Raw genomic sequence first — 21076 nt, forward strand, 5'->3', positions numbered from 1 at the left:
AAAGTGATCCGGTCTTGCGATACGACATGCATGAAAGAAATACTAAGCTCTTGTCTTTACGCAATTCCGGACGGAAAGCCGCGCACCCTTTCCTGGAATTGCTGTAGGCGGAACGCTTCAGGTGAAGCGGCCGCCGATCAACTGGCTCCACTGCTCGCCCGCAAGCCCGTTCAGAAAGACCTGCGCGTTCTTCATGGCATCGAGAAGCTCGGGATCGCGTGAATGCACGACGGTCGAGGCGACCGGTATGAAGGCTATGCGTCTTACAAGCATGGCGTCCAGAAGCGCGGGCTGGACGCGGCCGCGCAAGCCGGAGACACCGCGCCGGGCGGCATGCTCGACCAGGCAATCGATCACCGGCCCGGCCTGGCCGGGAAGAGCGAGGACCTGCAGCACGCGGCCGATCCCGTCCGGTCGCGCGTAATAGGCGAAAGCGCCGACATTGGCGCCGTTCGGCGATGCCACCGACACGTAGACAAGCTCTCCGAAATCCGGCTTTTGCGCCGCATCGCCCAGAATGTGGTTGAGCTGACCTTCCGCCCACTGCGGACGTAGCGGAAATTGGGCGCAAAGCGGCTCCAGCAGCCCCGCAAAGCTGCCGCTGTCGATCTCGGAGGTCCGAAATGCCCCCCGGCTCGATGCGTTGGCGACGACGCCGGTCCAGCGTCGTTGACTGCCCTTCATTTTGCGAAGGTAGAGCCGGTCGACGATCCGGGCGAGCGGGTTGAACATCCAGGCAAGCTTCATGTGATTGGCAAAAAGGCTGAGCATGAAGGTCGCCGGCCGCATCACGCGAACCCAGTCAAGGCTGTATTGCGGCAGCACAACGCCGCGAAGCCGCGTCCACAGTTTCACGGACGTATCATTGGCGGTTTCGCTGAAGGAGATGTCCTGCGGACCATCGAGGAAGGCCTTCAACAGGCGGGCACCGGCCATCGGATCGGTCTCGTGATCCTCGACCATCAGCGAGCTGCAGATGGCAGCGTAGAGCTGCCGGCCGTTGAATTTCATTGGCAGCGCATGAACGCCGACGAACCCGGAAACCTGGCCGGCGTCATTGACATGGACAAGCGAACGGAGCCCGCTGCCCCAGTCGGGTGCGTCCAGATAAAACCGCCTCATGTAATCGACGAGGGAGGCCGGCGCTGGCCCCCGCTTCTTGCGCAGCATGCGTTGAAACATGCCCGCGACGGCCGCAAGGTCGGCCTGATCGAGGGCGCGGACGACGCTCACGCCGGGCTCCCGGTTCCGGGAACCCGGCCACCATGTTTGCGCGCCATGGCGACACGGGGCTGGCCGTCGGCCGTCACGGCAAAGGTTGGGGTTTCGTAGGATTTCGTTCTCGATAAAAGGGTTGCTATCTGCCGATCTTGACCTTCGCCGAACTCAAATAGCAGCCATCCGCCTGGCTTGAGGAAAGCTGCGGCATCCCGGACCAGCCTTTGGAGGATCGAAATGCCGTAAGGGCCGCCGTCGAAAGCTTCCCGAGGTTCGTTCTCCAACAGATGCGCGCTTTCGCTATCGAGACGGGATGAGGAAATATAGGGCGGGTTGCACACAACCATGTCGGCAGCGCCGCGGAGGCCGTCACCCTCGATCGCGGCAAATAGGTCGCCTTGCCGGACCTTGATCCTGTCCTGCCGGGCGAGGCGCACAACATTGCGGCGGGCAAGCGAAACCGTGCTGTCGGTCAGGTCCGCCGCCCATGCCCGAGCCCGAGGACATCCGCTGACGATGCCCACGGCAAGATTGCCGCTGCCGCAGCACATGTCGATCAGGATCGTTTCGTGCGCCTGTTCGCCAAGAATGGCCGCGGCCGTCCGGCCAAGCAGTTCCGTTTCGGCTCGCGGCACCAGGACGTCAGGCGCGAGTTCCAGCTCAACCCGCATGAAGCGGTGCAATCGCGGCCAATTGAGATCGTTTGCACGGCCGGCAGGAAGGCTGTGATGCTGCGGCAAGGAAAATCCCTATCCTGAGGATAAAACGCGGGTTCCCTGTTGTTACCAACTCCGGGTAAATTGATGTTAAAGATCATGATTGGATTGGGAGTAACCGGCCTATGTTGGCGGCGTCCTGTCCCATCAATGGCGAATTCCTGTGCCGCCGCAAGCCGATCCATGCGCTAATTCAGAGCAACGCCTCGTACCGGTCTCCGATCTTTTCAATTTCGAAATCCGCCGCCCTGCTTTTCAGGATCGCGGCGGTTGTCGGCTGGTCGAGCATTCTGGCCATCGCCACTGCCAGAGCCGCGGCATCGCCGACCGGCACCAGGGCGCCGAAGCGGCCGTCATCAAGTATTTCGCGCGGGCCGTGCGGCGCGTCCGTGGAGACCACCGGAATCCCCGCTGCCATGGCCTCGACCAGAACATTGCCGAAGCCCTCGCTGGTCGATGATAGGACGAACAAGTCAGCTACTGCGTAGCAGGCCGCCGGATCATTGACATAGCCCGCAAACAGAACGTCTGCGCCGATACCGGATTCTTCGGCATAGGCGCGCAGCTCGTCGGCCAGCGGACCCTCGCCGAAGATGACAAGCCGGGCCCGGCGGCCGGCGCGCAGCACAGCGAAGGCCCGCAGCAACGTCCAATGATCCTTAACCGGCACCAGGCGTCCGGCGGTGATGATGACGGGGCCGTCGCCCATCGCCGCGAGCTCTGCCTGCCAGGCGTAGGAGCGTTGCTGGGATCCCGCAGCCGGCGGCAGCGGGTTGTTGATGACCACGACCTTGGATTTCGGGAAGCCTCGGGCCACAAGATCGCCGCCGACACCCTCAGAAACCGCGATGGCCCTGGTGGCGCGGGCCGCAACCAGGGCCGAAAGCCAGACCGCCATTTTCGCGCCAAGGCTGCCGGAAGGCAATGAGGCGGCGGCGTGGAAACTCGGGAAGAACCGCGCCCTGCTTCGCGCGAGGGAAAGCGCCAGCGCCACGACCAGATTGGCGAATTCCGGGGCGCTGTAGATCGCGTCGGGAGAAAGGCGGCCAAGCAGGCCCGCGCTTCGCACGATGCCTTTCAATGTCGCCCACTTGCCATAACCCTCGCCGCGAATGGCGAGGCCGAAATCGACCAGATGCACGGCAGGCGAAAGCAGGGCGGCATTGGGCCCCTGCGCGTTCCAGGTAAAAAGCGTGACGTTGTGGCCGCGCGATGCCAGCTCGTTGGCTATCAGGACGAACACACGCTCGGCGCCGCCGCCCCTGAGGCTGGCAATGTGAAAGACAATCCGCTTCGCCATTTCAGGCGCGGCTGGCAATGACATCCGGGCGGTTCGGCGGAAGCCGCATGTCGCGCACGATACCCAGGGTAATGGCGAGCAACATGCCGAGGATCATGCCGCCAATGGCCCCCAGGCCGATCATCAGGACGGTGCGCGGGGGCCATGAACGGCCCTTTGGCGGCACTGCGGTGGAAATCACCTGCACATTGGTGCTGTCGATCTGTTCGCGCTCGGTTATCTGGCGTGCCCGCGACAGGAAGCTCTCATAGATAGCCGTCTTCGACGCGGCGTCACGTTCAAGCTCACGCAAGGCGACCTCGGAATCGCTATCCGAGAACACGTTGCCCTTCAAGTCATTCATCTTGGCATTGAGGGAGGCCGACGAGGTTTTGGCGGCATCGAGATTGACCTTCGCCAAGCGCAGGGTGCGCGCGTATTCGGCGCTGAGTTGCGCGCTGACCGTGTTGTACTCCGTCTTAAGCCTGACGATCGACGGATGACGGGGGCCAAAGGTCATCGACTGCGAATCGATCTGCTGGCGCAGGCCGTTGGCCGTTGCGCGCAGCGCCACAAGCGCCTCCGACGTGGCGGGACCGGAATTGGTGCCGTTTGCGCCGGCGGCAAGCAGGGCGTCGTAACTTGCCTGCGCGGCGATGACGCGCGATTGCGTCTCCACGATCTGGCCGTTGAGCTGGGTCATGGTTTGCGAGGAAACAAGCTGCCCATTGCTGGTGGCCAGATTGTGGCTGCGCCTATAGGCCTCGACCTTCTCTTCGGCCGCCTGCACATCGCTCTTGAGCTGGCCCAGCCGCCCGTCCAGCGCGGCCGCGGCACGGCTGGCGCCGGAAGCCTCGGCGCTGGCCAGCTCTTCCTGGAAAGTCTTGACGATATCCTGCGAAATCAGGATCGCCTTAGCGGGGGTTTCCGCCGATACCATCAAGGTCGTGACAAACGACTTTTCATCCGCGATGCTGCTAACCCGTTCCGCCAGGTTCTTCAGGGCGGTAAGCTTTGGGTCGGGTTTGGCGCCGTCCGTCCCTGTGCGGCTTCGGTCCGCGTCGAAGAACTCCGGGTCACTGGCCAGGTCAAGATCGTCTACAACACGTGAAAGCACGCTGCCCGAGGTCAAGATGCGCTCTTTGCTGCGCGCGCTGAGCAGCTGTCCATCGACCTGGGCCGATTGCGGGTAAAGATCGTTCGGAACAACCTGAAGATTGGCGGGATTGATGAGGATGTCCGTGGTCACGGTGTAGCGCTGCTTGCTCAGCAGAGCGTAGGCACCGCCGATGATCCCGCCGGCGATTGCCAGCAGGCATACCAGAGCAAGGCCGGCGCGCAGCCAGACAAACAGACGCCCGAAATCGAGTTCGAGAAAGGTTCCGATCTTGTTGAGCGTCACCGTCGTGACGGGCTCGGCTACAGGCGGCGCCACGGGTGCAGGCGACACAGGGGCCGACGTTACAGGGGCCGACGTTACAGGGGCCGACGTTACAGGGGCCGACGTTACAGCGGGTGCCGCCGCATGTGCCATGATCGGCGCGGTTTGTTGCGGCTTTGGCCTGCTGGCGCGCCGCGCATTTTCGATCCGTTCATAGGGGCTAATGCCGGCGGCGGCCGCGGCTGGAGGAGGACCGGAAGCGGCGGACATCATGCTAACCCTTTAATATTCAATACGCACAGCCTGCTTTACGGAAACATCGTTAACATTTCATTTTCCAGGCGTGTCAGGCGCGTTCTGGAACAGCGATCTATCCACCCTTGGTCGGTATTCTGCCACGCCCGTCGTAGCCTGGCAAAGCGCGCAGGCGTTTCAAATGGAAGATGCAAGAGGTCGTTGCGAGGGCATCCACAAGGAGCGGGCTTTGGCGTCATGTCGCTGTTGATGCTGGTTGGCCTTGAAGGGGCGCGCCGGTTTGGCGCCCATCCGGCTTTCGATAAGCGAGCAACAAGATGACGAGCAGCATGATATCCGGCGCCTTCGAAGAGAGAGCATTGTTTGACAATGCCGCGAGAATGGACGCGGCCGCTGCGATATGGGCGGCCCGAGGCGTATTGCGCAGGAGCTTGAAAAGGAACCGGAAGAAAGCAAACGCGAAGAGCAGGGCGATCGGCAGGCCGAACAAAAGCGTAAGAACGACCGGCGTGCTTTCGATGAAGGGGAGGTTGAGCTTTTCGTTGACGATCTTCAACAACTCGTTGGGATTCATGCCAAGCAGGATGTCCCTCCATTCAACAAACTTGAATACATCGTAGATCTTGACGCGCGCGTCGTAATTTTGATCAAAGAGCGTGTTGCTGAAGCGGTTCAGCAGCCCCGCCGAAAAGAGTATCGCAATCAGTATGGCGCCACCGGCCAGCGTCAGCATCAGCACCAGGAGTTTGGCCTGGCGTTGATGTCTGGGTGACAAGTCCGGCCAAGGCAGGAACACGAGCAGGAACAGGATCTCGCCGCAAGCGAGCAGCAGGGCGGTGCGCGCGCCCGAAGCGGCCGTGCCGATGAAGAGAATGAAGATGCAAAGCGCGCACACCCAGATACGCCACCGCGTCAATGCAACGAAACCTATGGCGGTGGTGCAAAGCGCGCCCAGCGCCAGCGGATGGGCCGACAGTCCGATCGGCCGAAAGTCCAGCTCAACGAGGGGATAGGGCAGGAATCGATGCTGGGTGACGGCCTCGATCGTTCCGATGATGGCGCTGAGGACGATCATGCCGACGATGACATTGCCAAGCGCCCTGCGCACATGGTCACCCAGGGCAAGCATGATCATCGCCGCGGCACAAGAGACCAGATAGGAATCGATTATGAAGCCGGCCGAGCCGGCACGGCCTATCACGAAGAGATAAGGCACCAGCCACAACAGCAGCACCGAATATAACAATGTCGCCTTGAACAGCCTGACTTCATCGCCTTCGAGCCGAATTGGCCGGGTCGTGGCGATGACGACAAGCAGCAGAAAGATCGCATAGGTCCCGATATGCAGCTTTTCGGGAAACGACCCCCCCTCCGTCGAATAGGACATCACCATATTCATCAACTGCGGAGAGATGGTCGAGCGGAGCAGGAAAGCGAAGGCCGCGAGGAGAAAGAACAGGAGTGTGAGGGCGTCTTGGCGGCTGGCCTGCGCGGTCACGAACTGTTGCTCTGTGGGGGTGACACTCACGATTATCTGACCAGCGTTGCGGCTTGCGATTGAGATGGCAGGGGACGAACGCACCCCGGGTACATTTTCCTGCACGAACGTAAAGGAATATGGATAACCCGATCTTAACAGTGGCGATGCCGGGCATGGGCCGCCACATGTCAGCTTTGCCGAAAAGCCGGACACCGCTCATTGAAATCTCACCAAAGTGCGCCGCGTGGGAACGAATGCACGCAATGCACTTGCGCGACATGCATCGGCAGCCGGATTTACGCTATTTCGTGAACTCGGTAACCCACACTTAATTGGCCGGTCGTATTGATGGCGATGCTTTGCACGGCGCCCGACGCGCTGCCTGTGGACGGCACAATGGCATCAGGCGCCGGCAAAGCGCAGGAGATCAAGGTGAAGAAATTCTATTCGATTCAGTATCTTCGCGCCTGCGCCGCCTTGCTGGTTCTGTTCGCACACGCCTTTTCCTATCAGATTGGCGTGGACAATCTGATTATTGTGACGGCGGGCCGCCTGGGCGTCGTTCTGTTCTTTGTCATCAGCGGTTTCATAATGGTCCATATCACGGGAGATGGTCCGTTTTCCGCTGCCACCTTCCTGAAACGCCGAGCAATCCGGATCATCCCCCTTTACTGGCTTTTCACCAGCCTCGCCGCGGTTCTGGCGGCGCTCGCGCCAAGTCTCTTCCAGAAGACCGTCTTTACATGGCCCCACTATCTCCAGTCGCTCCTCTTCATTGTTCACGAAGCGCCTGGACGGGATAGCGCCAGTCCAATCCTCTCACTCGGCTGGACGCTCAATTACGAGGTATTTTTCTATATCGCTTTTGCGGTGTTCGCATTCCTGTCCGTGACCTCGCGCGTATTTGTGCTGACGGTCTTTTTCATTGCGATGTGGATAGCCGGGCTGTGGTTGGCTCCCACCAACCCTGTTATCCAGTTCTATCTCAACCCTTCTCCGGTGGCATTCGTAATCGGCATGTGGATAGGGCGGCGCTATTTGGACGGTGATTTCACTTCCGACATACGCCATGCCTGGATATTCGGCGTAATGACCGCTGCAGGCGTGGTGCTTTCATTCGTCGATGACGGTACGCCGCTCTTGGGTCAGATCAGCTTCGCGGGACAAGCAATGTGGGCGGCGGGCATGCTTCATCTCAGCCTCATTCTGGAGCCGAAACTCATGCACTGGAGCCTTCTCGAGCAGTTGGGCGACGCTTCCTACGCGCTTTATCTGTCGCATATCTTCGTGATCGGCGCTGTGGCGTACCTGGCCAGACGCACCGTCGGATACGAGCATCCGACAACGGTATTGTTGGTGTCGGTGGTCAGCATCGTGGCAGCCTGCCTCGTCAGTCTGGTGATTTACGAGACGATCGAGAAGCCGATTCTTCAGACCCTGAACGGCAGAAGGAAGACGAGAAACACACCGCTTCCTCATATTGCCACGGAGAACAAATAAGCAGGCACGCAACGGGACGCTCACGGCTTTCAGCGCTTCAGTCAGCCCGCGCTGTCCACGACCTCGACATTGCCGGCGCGGTTAAGCGTATGAATGCCCGTGCGTGCCCATGCCGGACCCGCGCCGATCGGCCGGGGCGAGGCAAAACGGACATCGGACGCGTCGAGTCGCTCAAGCCGCATCAGCCCCAGACCACCGCCATAGGCCCTCGATCCGTTCTGCACCGGCAGCACCAGGGCATCGTCCTGGCGGATAAAGGCGCCGCCCGGCCGGGTGGCCGAATGATCGACGGCAATGGGATTGAGCGGATGGGCGACCCATGGCCCGCGCAGCGAGGGCGCGCAATAGACCGCCATCGTGTCCGATGCGCTGCCGTAGCCGAACCGCTCCGTTCCAACCAGCCAGAAGCGACCGTCGGATTCGAGCAGCGTCGCGTCGTTGAAATCCCTGTCCGTCATCAGCACCGTGTCGCGGACCCAGCGGTCGGGAAACTGCGCCGCGCGATAGAGCACAAGTTCGCGAGCCGAACCACTTTCGGGGATCATGAAAATCTCGCCATCGTGTGCGAACACCTGCGGATACGACAGGTGGTGCGCTTCCTCCAATACAACCCTTGGAACACCGAAAGTGCCATCGTCACCGAGCTCGGCGACGGAAATCACGCCGCGACTCGTCGCGTAGGGGAATTCCTCGACAAACAGATGATGGCGGCGGTCGGCCTCGAAGACGAACGGGTCGGCATAGAAGCGTTGGCCATCGTCCGGCAGGACTGTGAACGGTTTGCCGTCGAGTTGCCCGGTTTCGGCGATGCCTGGTCCGTCGATCACCCGATAGGCAACCTGCCAATAGAAGGGGCGTCGTCCCCGCCTGATTTTTTGCACGGCGCGATCGATCAAAGCCCTGCCGAAAAGGGGCACATAGTGTCGAACAAAACTGTCGTTCTTCAGGATCGGCACCGGGTTGTCGCTTACCGGCACAAGCTTGCCCGCAAAGAAGCGGGCGACGGTTTGCATGATCAGCGACATGGCGCCGGCGAGCAGGTCGTTGCAGCTTCGAGATAGCCAGAGCCTGTCTGCCAGCATCGGTCTAGCCTGGGCCACGACAACGCCATCGAGGCGAGCGCCAAGTTCAGGCAATTGTCCGCTCGCCAACATTGCGGCAACGCCGGCTGGAAAGCTGTTGCGACCGCAAAATTCGAGCCTCAGGACTGGCGCGTCTTGCCCCGTTGCGCTGGCAGTGAGATCTATGACGAGGTCCGGAGGGCCGCGATCGATGGGCGGCAACGGCTCGGACCGGCCCGCCAGCGAGGGACCGAAACGCCGGCTCTCGATCGCCAAGACAGTGTCCAGCCCCCGAGCGGTTGGCGCCGGCGCCGGCGCGTGGCAACTCGAGACCACATAACCTGCCGCACCCAACCGCATGAAAAGCTCATTTTCCCAGCGCCGGGATGCGACGGCGTGGCCGATGATTAAAATATTAGTCAACCCAAGTTATTCTCGTTAAAGCAAAAAATGGCTTTGCTCTGGTATCTTTCCCCACAGTTCCTGGCAAGGGTTGCCCAAGGGGGGCTGCGGACTCTAGCGTTAATCATACGTTAATTTTTTTGAATACGAAGGCGGTTCAGGGCGCTATTGTTAGGCTGAAAGCACATGTCAGCCGGGCGCCCACGCTTTCGGTGACCAGGGTCAACCATGAACGCCGTTTCACATCCGAACTTGCCCTCGAGGCGAAAACTGCTGATCGTGTTCGGCACGAGGCCGGAGGCGCTCAAATGTTTTCCGGTGGCGCGCGCCGCGCTCGCCCATCCAGGCTTCACCACGGAAATATGTGTGACGGGCCAGCATCGCGAGATGGTCGATCAGGTCATTGAACTGACGGGCCTGCCGGTGCACTACGATCTCAACATCATGCAGCCAGGTCAGACGTTGTTCGACGTGACCTCGCGCGTGCTCCTCGGAATGGCGGGGGTGCTGGAGAAGGCGAAGCCGGACATCGTCATCGTCCAGGGCGACACAACCACCGCGATGACCGCGGCTCTAGCTGCCTTCTACAAGCGCATTCCGGTGGCCCATATCGAGGCGGGATTGCGCAGCCACAACATCAACTCTCCCTTTCCGGAGGAACTGAACCGCAAGATTGCCGGCAACATCGCCACCTGGCATTTTGCGCCGACCACCGAGGCGCGCGACAATCTCATCGCCGAAGGAAAGGCTGCGAACACCATCTTCGTAACCGGCAATACCGTGATCGACACGCTGCTGCATTTCTCCAGCGAGATCGATGCCGACGAGCTGATGAACGCCAAGCTCGCCGCTCGTTTCCCCTTCATCGATCCGACCAAGAAAATGATCCTCGTCACCGGTCATCGCCGTGAGAATTTCGATGGCGGCATCCAGAGAATCTGCACCGCGCTGAAGGCATTGTCGGCGCGCAGGGATGTGCAGATCATCTACCCGGTCCATCCCAACCCGAATGTGCGCTCCGTGGTCGACGCCGAAATCGGGACGGTGCCGAACATCCACCTGATCGACCCGCAGGACTATTTGCCGTTCCTGTACCTGCAGAAACAGAGCTACCTGGTGTTGACCGACAGCGGCGGCGTGCAGGAAGAGGCGCCTTCACTCGGCAAGCCGGTGCTGGTGATGCGGGAAAACACGGAGCGACCCGAAGGGATCGCCGCTGGTACTGCCCGGCTGGTCGGTACCGATATCGAAAAAATTCTGGCCAATGCCAATAGCCTGCTCGATGATGAGAGCGTCTATCGCGGCATGGCGGAGAGGCACAACCCATACGGCGATGGCCGAGCTGCGACCCGGATCGTTGAGGAATTGCTGAATCATGGCTGAAATCAAAACCGTTTCCGTTATCGGCATGGGCTATATCGGCCTGCCGACCTGCGCCATTTTTGCCAGCCGCGGACTCGATGTCATCGGTGTCGATGTCAACGAGGCGGTGGTCGCGAAGGTCAACCGCGGCGAAATTCACATCATCGAACCGGACCTGGATGGTTTGATCCAGAAAGTCGTCGCCAATGGCAAGCTCAAGGCATTCAGCACGCCTCAGCCGGCCGATGCCTATATTATCGCCGTTCCAACTCCGATCACCCCGGACCGCAAGCCGGATGTCAGCTACGTGCTTGCGGCAGCGCGAAGCATCGCTCCGGTGCTAAAACGGGACGACCTGGTGGTGCTGGAATCAACATCGCCGGTCGGCACGACGCGCGTCATGACAGCGCTGCTCGCGGAACTGCGACCCGATCTCAAATTTCCCGTCGCGCATGGCGAGGAAGCTGACGTCCTGGTCGCCTACTCTCCCGAGCGCGTGCTGCCGGGAAAGGTGCTGACCGAGCTGATCAACAATGATCGCTCGATCGGCGGACTGTCCCGAAAGTCTTCGGAGCGGACAGCGGCACTCTATTCAAGCTTCGTCGCCGGCGACCTGTTCATAACCCAGGCCGAAAGTGCGGAACTGGTTAAGCTGACCGAAAATGCGTTCCGCGATGTCAATATCGCGTTCGCCAATGAGCTTGCGGCGGTGTGCCAGGATCTGTCGCTCAATGTCTGGGAGGTAATCGATCTCGCCAACCGGCATCCTCGCGTGAACATCCTGCAGCCGAGCCCGGGCGTGGGCGGCCACTGCATTGCGATCGATCCGTATTTTATCATCGACGCCGCACCGAACAATACGCGGCTGATCAGTTCGGCGCGGCGCATCAATTCCGAGCGACCCTTGTCGGTGGTCAGGGACATCGAGGCATTGCTCGATCCGACCCGCAAGCAGACGATCGCCTGTCTTGGCCTCAGCTTCAAACCCAATATCGACGATATGCGCGAGAGCCCGGCTGTCGAGGTTGTTAAGCTTCTGTCCAAGATTCCCAATATCAAGATCGTCGCTGCCGAGCCCAATGCGCGTAAGTTGCCACACGAGCTCGAGGGCAGCGGCGTGATGTTCACCGATGCACTTTCCGCTATTGACCAATCCGATATCGTCGTCCTGCTGGTCGACCATCGACAATTCAATCTGATCGATCCCGAAGCGCTCAAGGACAAGAAGCTCGTCGACACACGGGGCCTGTGGACCTGGCGCAAGGCGCGCAAGCCCGACGCCCGCATCGAAGGCAAGAAATCCGAAATGGAACGCTCGCAGTCTCTCGCTCGCACCGGAGAAGCGGCATGAACTCGCATGACCCGGCATGGGCGCAACACTCTCTATTGGCATCACGCCGCCGCGAGTTTCTCGGTGCGACCATCCATGCGCTGACCATGGCCGAGACGCTGGCCATCGCAGACGAGGCGATGGCGACGCGGCGACCGCTTCATCATGTTGTCGTGAACGTCGCCAAGCTTGTGAACATGCGCAAGAATGCCGAACTGCTCGAGGATGTCGTCGGGGCGGATATGGTCAATGTCGACGGCAAAGGCGTGCTTTGGGGCGCGCGGCTCTGCGGCGTCGAGTTGCCGGAGCGTGTGACCGGCGTCGACGTCATGATCAACCTGCTTGCGCTGTGCGTCAAGCGTGGCTATCGCCCCTACCTTCTGGGCGCTGAACAGCACATTCTCGACGCAGTTGAAAGCCGACTTGCCAGAGATCATCCGAGCCTGGCCATTGCCGGCCGGCGCAATGGGTATTTCAAGGCGGAGGAAGAGGCCGCGATCGTCGAGGCCATCAACGCTTCAGGTGCCGACTGCCTGTTTGTGGCGATGCCGACGCCGAGCAAGGAGCGCTTTCTCAAGCGCTATCGCGACGTACTCGCTCCGAGTTTCGTCATGGGCGTGGGCGGCAGCTTCGACGTCTATGGTGGAAAGGTCGCCCGGGCACCGAAACTGGTTCAGGCGGCCGGCCTGGAGTGGCTGTTCCGCGTGGCGCAGGAGCCGCGACGCTTGTGGCGCCGCTACTACGATACCAACACCGCCTATGCACTGCTGCTGTGGCGTGAGTTCTGGTCTCGCCGGGGACGCCGAAACGTCAATCCGTAAGCTCGCGACTTTCAGACAAGCATGCCTCATAGCGCGGGATTTATGCGATCCGGAGCCGTGCCCTTAGCTTGCCGATGAAATGCGTCACGGCCGCGGGGTGAAACAACCAGGTCAGTCCCAGGAAAGCCGCAGCGCCGGCGACGCCGCCCGCCGCGAGCGGAAAGATCGCCGGCATATAGCCCAGCGCAGTGCTGGCGAGGCTGGCGGCCAATCCGGTGCAGATAGAAATTATGATTGAGACAGCGATGTCGCGCCAGGGCACCGGCACCGGCGTGAGCCTCTCGGCGATGACGATGCAGGCTGCAAGACCTGCCAGCGATCCGCCCGCCAACGCCAACGCCGCGCCAACCTCCGCCATGGTGGGAATCAACAGAAAAGACAGTGAAATCGTTGCCACCGAGCCGAAGGAATTGGCGATGATCAGCAACCACGGCCGCTTATGTGCGTGCACCACGACGCCATAAACGAAGCTTGTGAGATTGGCACAAAGAACGCTGAAGGCGATGATCGGGAACAGCAGGCCGAAGCGACCATGATATTCCGCGGGCAGCAGGAGTCGCGTGATGTCGCCGCTGAGCGCGATAAGCATTGCTGCGACCGGCAGGCAAAGGCGTATCATCAAGGCCATGAGTTGCGACAACAACCGCCCGGACGCCTCGGATCCCTCTTCGTCGAAGCGGCTGACCACTTCTGGAAATGCGCCCATGTTGATTGCGTTGGCGACCATATCGATCGGCTGCCGAGCCAATGCGTAGGCGGCTGCGAAGACGGCCACCGCGCCGGCATCGTAGTAGAGCTTGAGGAAGACGCGTTCAGCGCTGTTGAGACCGAAACCGACCAGCGCCATGATGACCAGGGGCACGCCGAGGGCAAAAAACTCCTTGTGGGTGAAGCGCGGCGGGCCGCCAATAACGCGCCCGGATGCCACCACGCACGCCACGATGCCGGCAATCAGCACGGCGAGGCTCGAGCCGAGCGATACCGTCAGAAACGAGCGTTGGAAGATAAGGATGGCGGCGATCGGCAAGGCGAGTTGCAGCAGGCCGCGCAGATATTCAAGCATCGAATAGAGGGAATGACGCTGCTGCATTTGCAGCACCGTCAACGCGAACCGGCTCATGGAGCCGGCAATCAGATAGCTGCAGACGGCGATTGCAAATTCGATCCAGCGCTCCGGCACGATCACCGCCGAGGCGATCACGGATATGATCAGGGCCAGCACCGTGGTGACAAGCAATACCTGTCCGGCAAGCATCAGGCTGCCACGGCTGACGTCGCCTTTTCCGCCAAGCCGCAACAAGGCAATGCGCAGCCAGTTGGTAACGGCAACATCCGTCATTTCGCCCACGGTGACCACCAGGGTCAGCAGGCCATACTCCGTCTGGTCGATCAGCCGCGTCATGACGACCAGCAGGAGCAGAGCGGAAACCCGCGTCAGCAGAATAGCTGGGCCATAGATGAGTGTGGAACGGAGCAGCAAAGGGTTGTTCCCGGAAAATTTGCCGTCGATTAACCGTTGACCGACGGGAATTCCAGCACGATGACGGCAAAGGGTGAACGGATACAGTTTGAACCAAAAGATTTGTCGTAAATCTTTTTTGGAACCTTTGCTTTACGGTCACCCGGCATCCGCAATCCAAATGGTGTCATGTTGCAGCGTCTCGCCCACAATAGAAAAATACATGTCCTGGTCGCAACGCCCTCGGGCGTTTCGGGACAAGGCGGCATCGACCGGATCATGGGGGCGCTGAAGCAGGAGTTCGAACGGCAAGAGATCGCCGACATCGATCTGCGCTTTCTTTCCAGCCGTGGCCCGGGACATGTCGGGCTTTCGATCTTCTACATGCTTGGTTTTTGCGCGCGGATGCTTGCGGCCCGCCTCGACAGACGCGCCGACGTCATTCACATCAATATATCGGTCTCCGGCAGCACCTATCGGAAGATGATTATCGCCGCCTGCGCCAGGCTGTTGTCGATACCGTATGTCCTTCATCTGCATGGGGCGCAGTATCAGACATTCTGGAAAGATGATCATAGTTTCATGAGCCGCCGTATCAGGGCTCTGTTCGAGCATGCCGGCCGGGTGATTGTCCTGGGGGGGCTTTGGCGCGATTTCGTCGCCAGCCGGGCACCGGCGAACGGCGGCAATATTGTCATCGTTCCCAACGCCACGGCAGTTCCTTCCCTGGCGCATGTCGGCGGAGGCGATCACGTGCACATCCTGTTCCTCGGCCGCATCGGCGAGCGAAAGGGCGTGCCGCAGTTGGGCGAGGCGCTGGAGCGGATGAAACATCTCAGGGGTTGGCGTGCCACGATCGCCGGCGATGGTGAGGTCGAGCCGGCACGAGCGAGGTCGGTCGCTCTAGGGATTGCCGACCGTATTGCTTTTCCGGGCTGGGTGGGACCTGACGAGGTCGCATCACTGATCGCTTCGGCCGATATTCTGGTGCTCCCCTCGTTCGCCGAAAATCTGCCAATGTCGGTGATCGAAGGCATGGCGGCCGGCCTGGCTGTCGTGGCCACCCCGGTTGGCGCGGTCGAGGACATCATCACCCACGAACAATCCGGTCTGTTGGTGCCGCCCGGCGATGTGGCGGCGTTGACCGAGGCGTTAACTCGGCTGGTCGAGGATACGGCGCTGCGCGCGCGGCTTGGCGCCGCCGCCATGGCGGTGCACCGGGAAAGGCTTGAGCTTGCACCGTTTGTCGACGCGATCTGCGATGTCTGGAGATCGGTCGCGTCCGAGGCGCGATCGGTCAAGCGCTGACGCTGTCCTTCATTGTCGTCACTGCGGCGGGCCAAGCGCGAATTCGCGGTGGAATATCTCCAGGTTCAAAAGCGCCCATATCAGTTTTTCGTGGTCCGCGGCGCGCTCGGCGTGCTCCCTGACAATCTGGTCCAGCTTCTTGGCGCTCAAATAGCTACGGATGACCGAATGGGACGAACACAGATGGTCCCGTACATAATCGCTCATCGGCCCGCGGAACCATTCGGCGACGGGCACCTTGAAGCCGATCTTTGGGCGGTTGAGGACCTCGTCGGGAACCATGCCGGCCATGCAGTCGCGCAGGATCTGTTTGCTGTGCAGGAAGCCCAGCCTGTAACGATCGGGCAGTTGGCTGACGAAGGAAACCAGATCGCGATCAAGGAATGGCATTCGCCCCTCGATTGAACCGGCCATCATCACTCGGTCGCCCCGTTCCAAGAGGTTGTCGGGCAACCACGATGTCTGATCAAAAAACAACACACGGCGCAGATGAGATTCCGTCACACTCGAAGAGAACGGGAAATCGTTGCAGTCATGGCCGCAAGTGGCCAACCCACCGAGGAGCGAATCGCGTTCCCGCGCCGTCATGGCTCCAAACCAGGAGATCATCCGGGTGGCAAAGTCCCGTTCACCCGCGCTTCGGGCAAATGTATCGAACTTGGCCGATGCGCCGGGCAATGCGCGCATCAAAGGGGCGAGGAGATTGTTGTGAAGCGACGCTGGAACAAGTGACCGGTAGACACCCGCCAGAGACTCTGCGCGATGTTTGGGGTAGCCGCCGAGTATCTCGTCCGCACCTTCGCCCGTAAGCACCATCTTGACGTCCTGCGAGGCTCGAACCGACATCAGGTAAATTGGAATGTCCGTACTTTGTGAAACAGGTGCCCCCCGATGGCGGACCATCTTGGGCAGATGATTCATCAGGTCATCCGCCTGGATGACGATTTCGCAATGATCGGTCTTGAAATGATCGGCGACGCGCCGGGCGAATGGAAGCTCGCTGTAAGCCTGTTCGCTGAAACCGACCGAAAACGTACGAATGGGGTTGTCGCTGTGCCTGGTCATCAGGGCAACGATTGCCGACGAGTCGAGGCCCCCGGACAGAAAGGCGCCAAACGGCGCATCACTGCGCATCCTGATCTCGACAGAACGGTCGAGCAATTCCAGAAATCGCCGCTTGGCGGTTCCTGGATCGATATCCGCTGTCAGATCGGTCTGATCCGGGGGCGCATAGTAGCGCGTTTCCGTTACTTCCCCTTGCGACCACACAGCGTAGCTTCCCGGGTTGAGCTTGCGGATCTGTTTGAAAAGCGTCCGCGGTCCAGGCACGTAACGCCAGGTCAGATACTCGCGCACTCCATCCAGATCGAGCTGCTGGCCATCTGGCTGCGCAGACAACAACGCGCTGATCTCCGAGGCAAACGACAGCAAATTTCTGCCTTGCATGAGGTAAAGGGGTTTTTTTCCAAAGGGGTCGCGAGCGAGGATCAATTCGCGCCGTTGAGCGTCCCACAGCGCAAAAGCGAACATCCCGCTCAATCGGTCGAACATGGCCAGGCGCCACTGGTCATAAGCCCTGAGCAGCACTTCCGTGTCGGAGCGTGTGCGAAAACGGTGGCCGAGACCGATCAACTCCTCACGCAACTCGATGTAGTTGTATATTTCGCCGTTGAAAATAATCCGGAGCCGTCCGTCCTCGGTCTGCATCGGCTGATTTGAATCGGCGTTTAAGTCAATAATCGCCAGGCGGCGATGCACCAATGCCAACTGGTCCTCGCCTGTGTTCAGGTCCAGGAGTTCGATGCCTTCGGCATCGGGACCACGATGCTGCAAGGCATTCGACATCCCGGCGGCCCGATCTTGTGGCTTCTCGACCCTGCGCCCAATCCAGCCGGCAATTCCGCACATTCTTTCCCTTGGCCCTCTTTCCCTTGTTTGCGTATGATCGAGGACACCAATCTACAGCGAATATATTAAATAGCTGCTCGGTGGAGTGATTTTAAAACTGAGCCTGATTTGGTTCGATCAGGCCCTCTCGGCTGCAACTGGAGACGACAGTCCTTGGGTTTCACGCGATTGATCGCCAGCAACCAGGCAGACCGCTCGAACCGATCCTGACCCGATGACGAGTTATGGCAGGCCCAGTGCCCGCAACATCTCCCGGTCCGGGATCGCAGGCCCCTTGGGTTGGATAACACTCATTCCGTAAGGATTGGAGAATTCCCAGGCCGACCACGGCATCGCGAAGCGTTCCGCCTCTCTGCGCACTGCCATGAGATAGCGCAGGCGATCAGCATCGAAAGCTCCCATGCGGCCATCCGCAGACATCAGGATAACGCCGAATTCGCCCACGAACAGGCGTCTGCTCGCTATGCCATGGGCTTCAGCCCAGTCGACCGCCTGACGGAAACCCGCTTCGAGCTGGCTCTGCCCCCAATTCTGCTCAAAGTATCGGGCGATCGTTTCACGCGCCGAGGCCATGTTCATCACCTCTTCGATCTGGCTCAAGCCGGCGGCGTCCATCTGCGCCTTGAGGGTTTCGGCGACCACTTCGGGCGTGCTGGCGTCGGCAGGCCAGGGAAGGCCGGAGGAGAAAGCGTTCTTGTCATCGGCCCGCTGGTGCGTGAAGCTGTGCGGATCATACATGTGGAAGCTGTAATAGACGTTGGGGTCGTCGAAGTTGGGGTCCAGGTTGACCAGTCCCGCGATGCTCCCGCCGCAGGCGCCGGTCGCGACGATGGTGAGTTCGCTGCTGACGGCGCGAATATCGCGAACCGTGCCTGCCATGATCCGCTGCCAGTCATCGCTGCCGCTTGAATCGCAAGGGTAGTAGGCGGGCTCGTTATAGGGCTCGAGGGCGACCTTGTCGGCGCCAATTTTGATCAGCATGGCAGCCACCGCCACTACCATTTTGCGATAGCGGGCAACACCCTCGCTGTCGGCCCCGCCATGGATCATTTCCATGCTGTAGGCCGGAACCTGGCTGACGCCATGCAGATCGAAAACCACCTTGAGCCCGCTTGAAACCACCCGCTGCACCGCAGCGGCAAGCATGTCCAGCGCCTGTTGTCGTTTGGCGCCCTCGCTGGCAAGCAGAGGGCCAGGGTCGACACTCAGCCGGACAAAGTCGAAGCCCATGGATCGAATGCGACCAAACTGGTCGCCGTCCGGCCAATCGGTGAGCGGCCTGCCGCCCGCAAGCCATTCCTTCTCGCTGCGATAGGGCGGCCATTTGTAGGAACCATCTTTCTCCACCGGCGACCAGTTGAGCCATTCATGGACGCCAACGCCGCGCTCAAGCGGGATCGGCGCCGCCTCGGCTGACAAAGCCATGCCAAGCGCGCACGCTATGACGTAGACAACTTTTCTCATCGCAAAACTCCGCGTCATGGCCGAAGATATTAACCGCGGGAACGGAAAAGAGGATGCCGCCACACGCTTTTTCGACGGGATGGTGTATGAGGATCAAAATCTTGGCGGAGCGCGGATGAGGGTCGGGTGGTATTTCAACCGATTGCGCAGCATGGAGTTGGCCGAGATATTGCATCGGTTGGACGAGCAGCGCCGGAGGACCGTTTCGCGCCGCCGCGACAACGGCTGGCAGCGCTATGCGTCGCCGCAGTTGCACCCGGTGCTGCACGGATTGCGGAATGCTGTGCCGGCCGCTGCGACACCAGCCCAGCGGCAAGCTATCGAGGCGGCTGCGCAAAACACTCTTCGGGGCCAGTTTTCAGCACTTGGGCAGACCTGGCCACAGCGAGACCCCTATACTCTCTTTCCACCCGAGCTCTGGCGCCTTGATCCGGTGACCGGCCGGCTTTGGCCAGGCCCCAAGACCCATACTTTCGATATCGATTTTCGCCATGCCACCGGCCGTGGCGATGTAAAATATGTCTGGGAAATCAACCGGCTGCAGCAACTGCCGCCACTGGCTGCCCATCTGCTTCTCACCGGCGATGATCAATCCCGTGCGGCCATCGAGGCGGCGATCGAGAGCTGGCATTTCGCCAACCCACCATTTCGGGGCGTTGGCTGGGCCTCGGGCATCGAGGTCGCGCTACGAGCCATCAGCCTGATTGTCACGCTCGACCTCGTCGGCGACCGGCTTGGCGCGGCGACGCGAGAAAAAGTCGGTGAAATACTGGCGGCAAGCGCCTATTGGCTGCCGCGGTTTCCCTCCCGTTTTTCGTCCGCCAACAACCATCTCGTCGCGGAATTGGCTGGCGAATATTTGATCGGTCTGGCTTTCGGGGCCGAGGTGGCTCGCGAGTCGCTCCTGGCTGAGGTGCTCAAACAGATCCTGGCCGATGGCGCCGGGGCCGAGCAGACCCCGACCTACGCCGCCTTCAGTGCCGAACTTTTCCTGCTGTGCGCTGCGGCGGCGCGCCAGGCCGGACTGCCTTTTCCCCAGCCCGTCGAAGCGCGTTTGGCCGCTTTCGCCAATTTCGCAGGCTGGCTCCCGCCGAAAACCAGCGGCTTCGGCGACAATGATGAAGGCCGCGTGATCACGCTGGGGGGCGAAACCGATTATGTCGGATCGGTCGCGGCCGCCATCCGTGGTTTTCTACGGATGCCGGGCAGCGCACCGGAGCCTGGCGATTTTCGTGCGCTTTTCTTCGGCGCGCCACCGCGGCCGGCGCCGGTGCCGAATGGATTGCATACATTCACGCAAGGCGGGCTCTCCGTCTGGCGCGGCGAGATGAATGGTCGCAACGTCCATCTGACATACGACCACGGCCCGCTGGGCTACCTTTCGATAGCGGCGCACGGTCATGCCGACGCGCTGTCGCTCACCCTGTGCATTGACGGCGATCCGGTGCTGGTCGACCCCGGCACATGGCTCTATGGTTCGGGGGGAGGCTGGCGCGACTGGTTCCGCTCGACGCCGGCGCACAACACGCTGAACCTAGAGGGTAAAAGCCAAAGCATCATCTCCGGGGCGTTCAACTGGTCGCACAAGGCGGTTGCGACATTGGTGGAGAGCGAGCCGGGGCCGCACTGGAGGCTGTGTGCCCGACATGACGGGTACAAAGGCCGCTTCGGCGTTGTGCATCAACGCGCCGTGACACGCGATGGCGACGGCATCCTCGTGACCGACCAACTGCTCGGCGGCAGCCGCGTCGCTGAGATCGTCTTCCAACTCGCCGCCGACCTCCACGCCAACAGGGATGGAAACATTGTCACGATATTGCGCGGCGCTGAACCTTTGATGACTATCCACTTTCCAGACGCAGCGATCCACATCCGTTCCGGCGGCGACACACCGGGCCAGGGCGGCTGGGTTTCGCCGCGTTTTGGTGCAAGGCAGCCAGCCGAACGCCTCGCATGGCGTGGCCAAGTAGGCGAAAAGGGAGTAGTCATCCGGCTCGCGCCAAGTCCGCCGCAGACCCGATAACGGGCAGGTTGCAGGCGCAGCGTTCGACATTAATTACGTTCAGATATTTAGCGGTTTTGACACCGTTGATCTGCTAATTTGGCCATGATTGTTCTGCCAGTCGCATCCC

At 60.7% G+C, this 21076-nt stretch carries 15 protein-coding genes; 6 read left to right on the forward strand and 9 right to left on the reverse strand.

The window, feature by feature from the left end:
- Positions 1–117: 117 nt before the first annotated feature.
- The 5 genes from NLY43_RS25295 to NLY43_RS25315 all read right to left on the reverse strand — a co-directional run bounded on the left by NLY43_RS25295 (position 118) and on the right by NLY43_RS25315 (position 6347).
- On the reverse strand, positions 118–1233 hold the full coding sequence (locus NLY43_RS25295; protein ID WP_023696870.1) for a hypothetical protein: 1116 nt from the start codon (positions 1231–1233) through the stop codon (positions 118–120).
- Complete coding sequence (locus NLY43_RS25300; protein ID WP_023710994.1) at positions 1230–1958, reverse strand: N5-glutamine methyltransferase family protein; 729 nt, start codon at positions 1956–1958, stop codon at positions 1230–1232. Before NLY43_RS25300 ends, NLY43_RS25295 begins: the two co-directional genes overlap by 4 nt.
- 169 nt (positions 1959–2127) lie before the next feature.
- The gene (locus tag NLY43_RS25305) at positions 2128–3234 is read right to left on the reverse strand and encodes a glycosyltransferase (protein WP_023710995.1); all 1107 of its coding nucleotides are present in this window, start codon (positions 3232–3234) and stop codon (positions 2128–2130) included.
- Position 3235: 1 nt separating this feature from the next.
- Positions 3236–4615: a GumC family protein gene (locus NLY43_RS25310; protein WP_245263994.1), complete on the reverse strand. Its 1380-nt coding sequence runs from the start codon at positions 4613–4615 to the stop codon at positions 3236–3238.
- Positions 4616–5084: 469 nt separating this feature from the next.
- Complete coding sequence (locus tag NLY43_RS25315; protein ID WP_023710997.1) at positions 5085–6347, reverse strand: VpsF family polysaccharide biosynthesis protein; 1263 nt, start codon at positions 6345–6347, stop codon at positions 5085–5087.
- A gap of 378 nt (positions 6348–6725) precedes the next feature.
- On the opposite strand from NLY43_RS25315, the gene NLY43_RS25320 reads away from it, so the two are divergent.
- The gene (locus NLY43_RS25320; RefSeq protein ID WP_198025501.1) at positions 6726–7829 is read left to right on the forward strand and encodes an acyltransferase family protein; all 1104 of its coding nucleotides are present in this window, start codon (positions 6726–6728) and stop codon (positions 7827–7829) included.
- Positions 7830–7870: 41 nt separating this feature from the next.
- On the opposite strand, the gene NLY43_RS25325 is transcribed toward NLY43_RS25320, so the two are convergent.
- Positions 7871–8911, reverse strand: a complete 1041-nt coding sequence (locus NLY43_RS25325) for a glucosamine inositolphosphorylceramide transferase family protein (RefSeq protein ID WP_023710999.1) — start codon at positions 8909–8911, stop codon at positions 7871–7873.
- A gap of 609 nt (positions 8912–9520) precedes the next feature.
- On the opposite strand from NLY43_RS25325, the gene wecB reads away from it, so the two are divergent.
- From wecB to NLY43_RS25340, 3 genes are read left to right on the forward strand one after another with little or no spacing between them, the layout of a single operon-like run.
- On the forward strand, positions 9521–10675 hold the full coding sequence (gene wecB, locus NLY43_RS25330; RefSeq protein ID WP_023711000.1) for a non-hydrolyzing UDP-N-acetylglucosamine 2-epimerase: 1155 nt from the start codon (positions 9521–9523) through the stop codon (positions 10673–10675).
- A complete protein-coding gene (gene wecC / locus NLY43_RS25335) occupies positions 10668–12005 on the forward strand; it encodes a UDP-N-acetyl-D-mannosamine dehydrogenase (RefSeq protein ID WP_023711001.1) in 1338 nt (445 codons plus the stop codon). The genes wecB and wecC overlap by 8 nt, the downstream gene beginning before the upstream one ends.
- Positions 12002–12805, forward strand: coding sequence for a WecB/TagA/CpsF family glycosyltransferase (locus NLY43_RS25340; protein WP_023711002.1), 804 nt, complete (start codon positions 12002–12004; stop codon positions 12803–12805). Before wecC ends, NLY43_RS25340 begins: the two co-directional genes overlap by 4 nt.
- Before the next feature lie 40 nt (positions 12806–12845).
- On the opposite strand, the gene NLY43_RS25345 is transcribed toward NLY43_RS25340, so the two are convergent.
- Positions 12846–14285, reverse strand: a complete 1440-nt coding sequence (locus NLY43_RS25345; protein ID WP_023711003.1) for a lipopolysaccharide biosynthesis protein — start codon at positions 14283–14285, stop codon at positions 12846–12848.
- A gap of 168 nt (positions 14286–14453) precedes the next feature.
- On the opposite strand from NLY43_RS25345, the gene NLY43_RS25350 reads away from it, so the two are divergent.
- Positions 14454–15572, forward strand: a complete 1119-nt coding sequence (locus NLY43_RS25350) for a glycosyltransferase family 4 protein (RefSeq protein ID WP_023711004.1) — start codon at positions 14454–14456, stop codon at positions 15570–15572.
- Between the two features lie 18 nt (positions 15573–15590).
- Here NLY43_RS25350 and asnB read toward each other — a convergent pair whose 3' ends face one another.
- Entirely contained in the window at positions 15591–17480 is a 1890-nt protein-coding gene (gene asnB / locus NLY43_RS25355) for an asparagine synthase (glutamine-hydrolyzing) (RefSeq protein ID WP_023703936.1), read from the reverse strand.
- A gap of 222 nt (positions 17481–17702) precedes the next feature.
- Positions 17703–18944, reverse strand: coding sequence for a glycoside hydrolase family 5 protein (locus tag NLY43_RS25360; protein WP_031192949.1), 1242 nt, complete (start codon positions 18942–18944; stop codon positions 17703–17705).
- A gap of 16 nt (positions 18945–18960) precedes the next feature.
- Between NLY43_RS25360 and NLY43_RS25365 the strand changes: the two genes are divergently transcribed.
- Positions 18961–20967: a heparinase II/III family protein gene (locus tag NLY43_RS25365; RefSeq protein WP_023671805.1), complete on the forward strand. Its 2007-nt coding sequence runs from the start codon at positions 18961–18963 to the stop codon at positions 20965–20967.
- The last annotated feature ends 109 nt before the right edge of the window (positions 20968–21076 follow it).

Source organism: Mesorhizobium sp. C416B, assembly GCF_030323165.1.
Lineage (GTDB): Bacteria > Pseudomonadota > Alphaproteobacteria > Rhizobiales > Rhizobiaceae > Mesorhizobium.

Excerpts from the sequence above, each read along its gene's own strand:
- NLY43_RS25305 (WP_023710995.1), bottom strand. The coding sequence starts at position 3,234 with ATGGCGAAGCGGATTGTCTTTCACATTGCCAGCCTCAGGGGCGGCGGC.
- NLY43_RS25320 (WP_198025501.1), top strand. The coding sequence starts at position 6,726 with ATGGCATCAGGCGCCGGCAAAGCGCAGGAGATCAAGGTGAAGAAATTC.
- NLY43_RS25325 (WP_023710999.1), bottom strand. The coding sequence starts at position 8,911 with ATGCTGGCAGACAGGCTCTGGCTATCTCGAAGCTGCAACGACCTGCTC.
- wecB (WP_023711000.1), top strand. The coding sequence starts at position 9,521 with ATGAACGCCGTTTCACATCCGAACTTGCCCTCGAGGCGAAAACTGCTG.
- wecC (WP_023711001.1), top strand. The coding sequence starts at position 10,668 with ATGGCTGAAATCAAAACCGTTTCCGTTATCGGCATGGGCTATATCGGC.
- NLY43_RS25340 (WP_023711002.1), top strand. The coding sequence starts at position 12,002 with ATGAACTCGCATGACCCGGCATGGGCGCAACACTCTCTATTGGCATCA.
- NLY43_RS25350 (WP_023711004.1), top strand. The coding sequence starts at position 14,454 with ATGTTGCAGCGTCTCGCCCACAATAGAAAAATACATGTCCTGGTCGCA.
- asnB (WP_023703936.1), bottom strand. The coding sequence starts at position 17,480 with ATGTGCGGAATTGCCGGCTGGATTGGGCGCAGGGTCGAGAAGCCACAA.
- NLY43_RS25360 (WP_031192949.1), bottom strand. The coding sequence starts at position 18,944 with ATGAGAAAAGTTGTCTACGTCATAGCGTGCGCGCTTGGCATGGCTTTG.
- NLY43_RS25365 (WP_023671805.1), top strand. The coding sequence starts at position 18,961 with ATGGCCGAAGATATTAACCGCGGGAACGGAAAAGAGGATGCCGCCACA.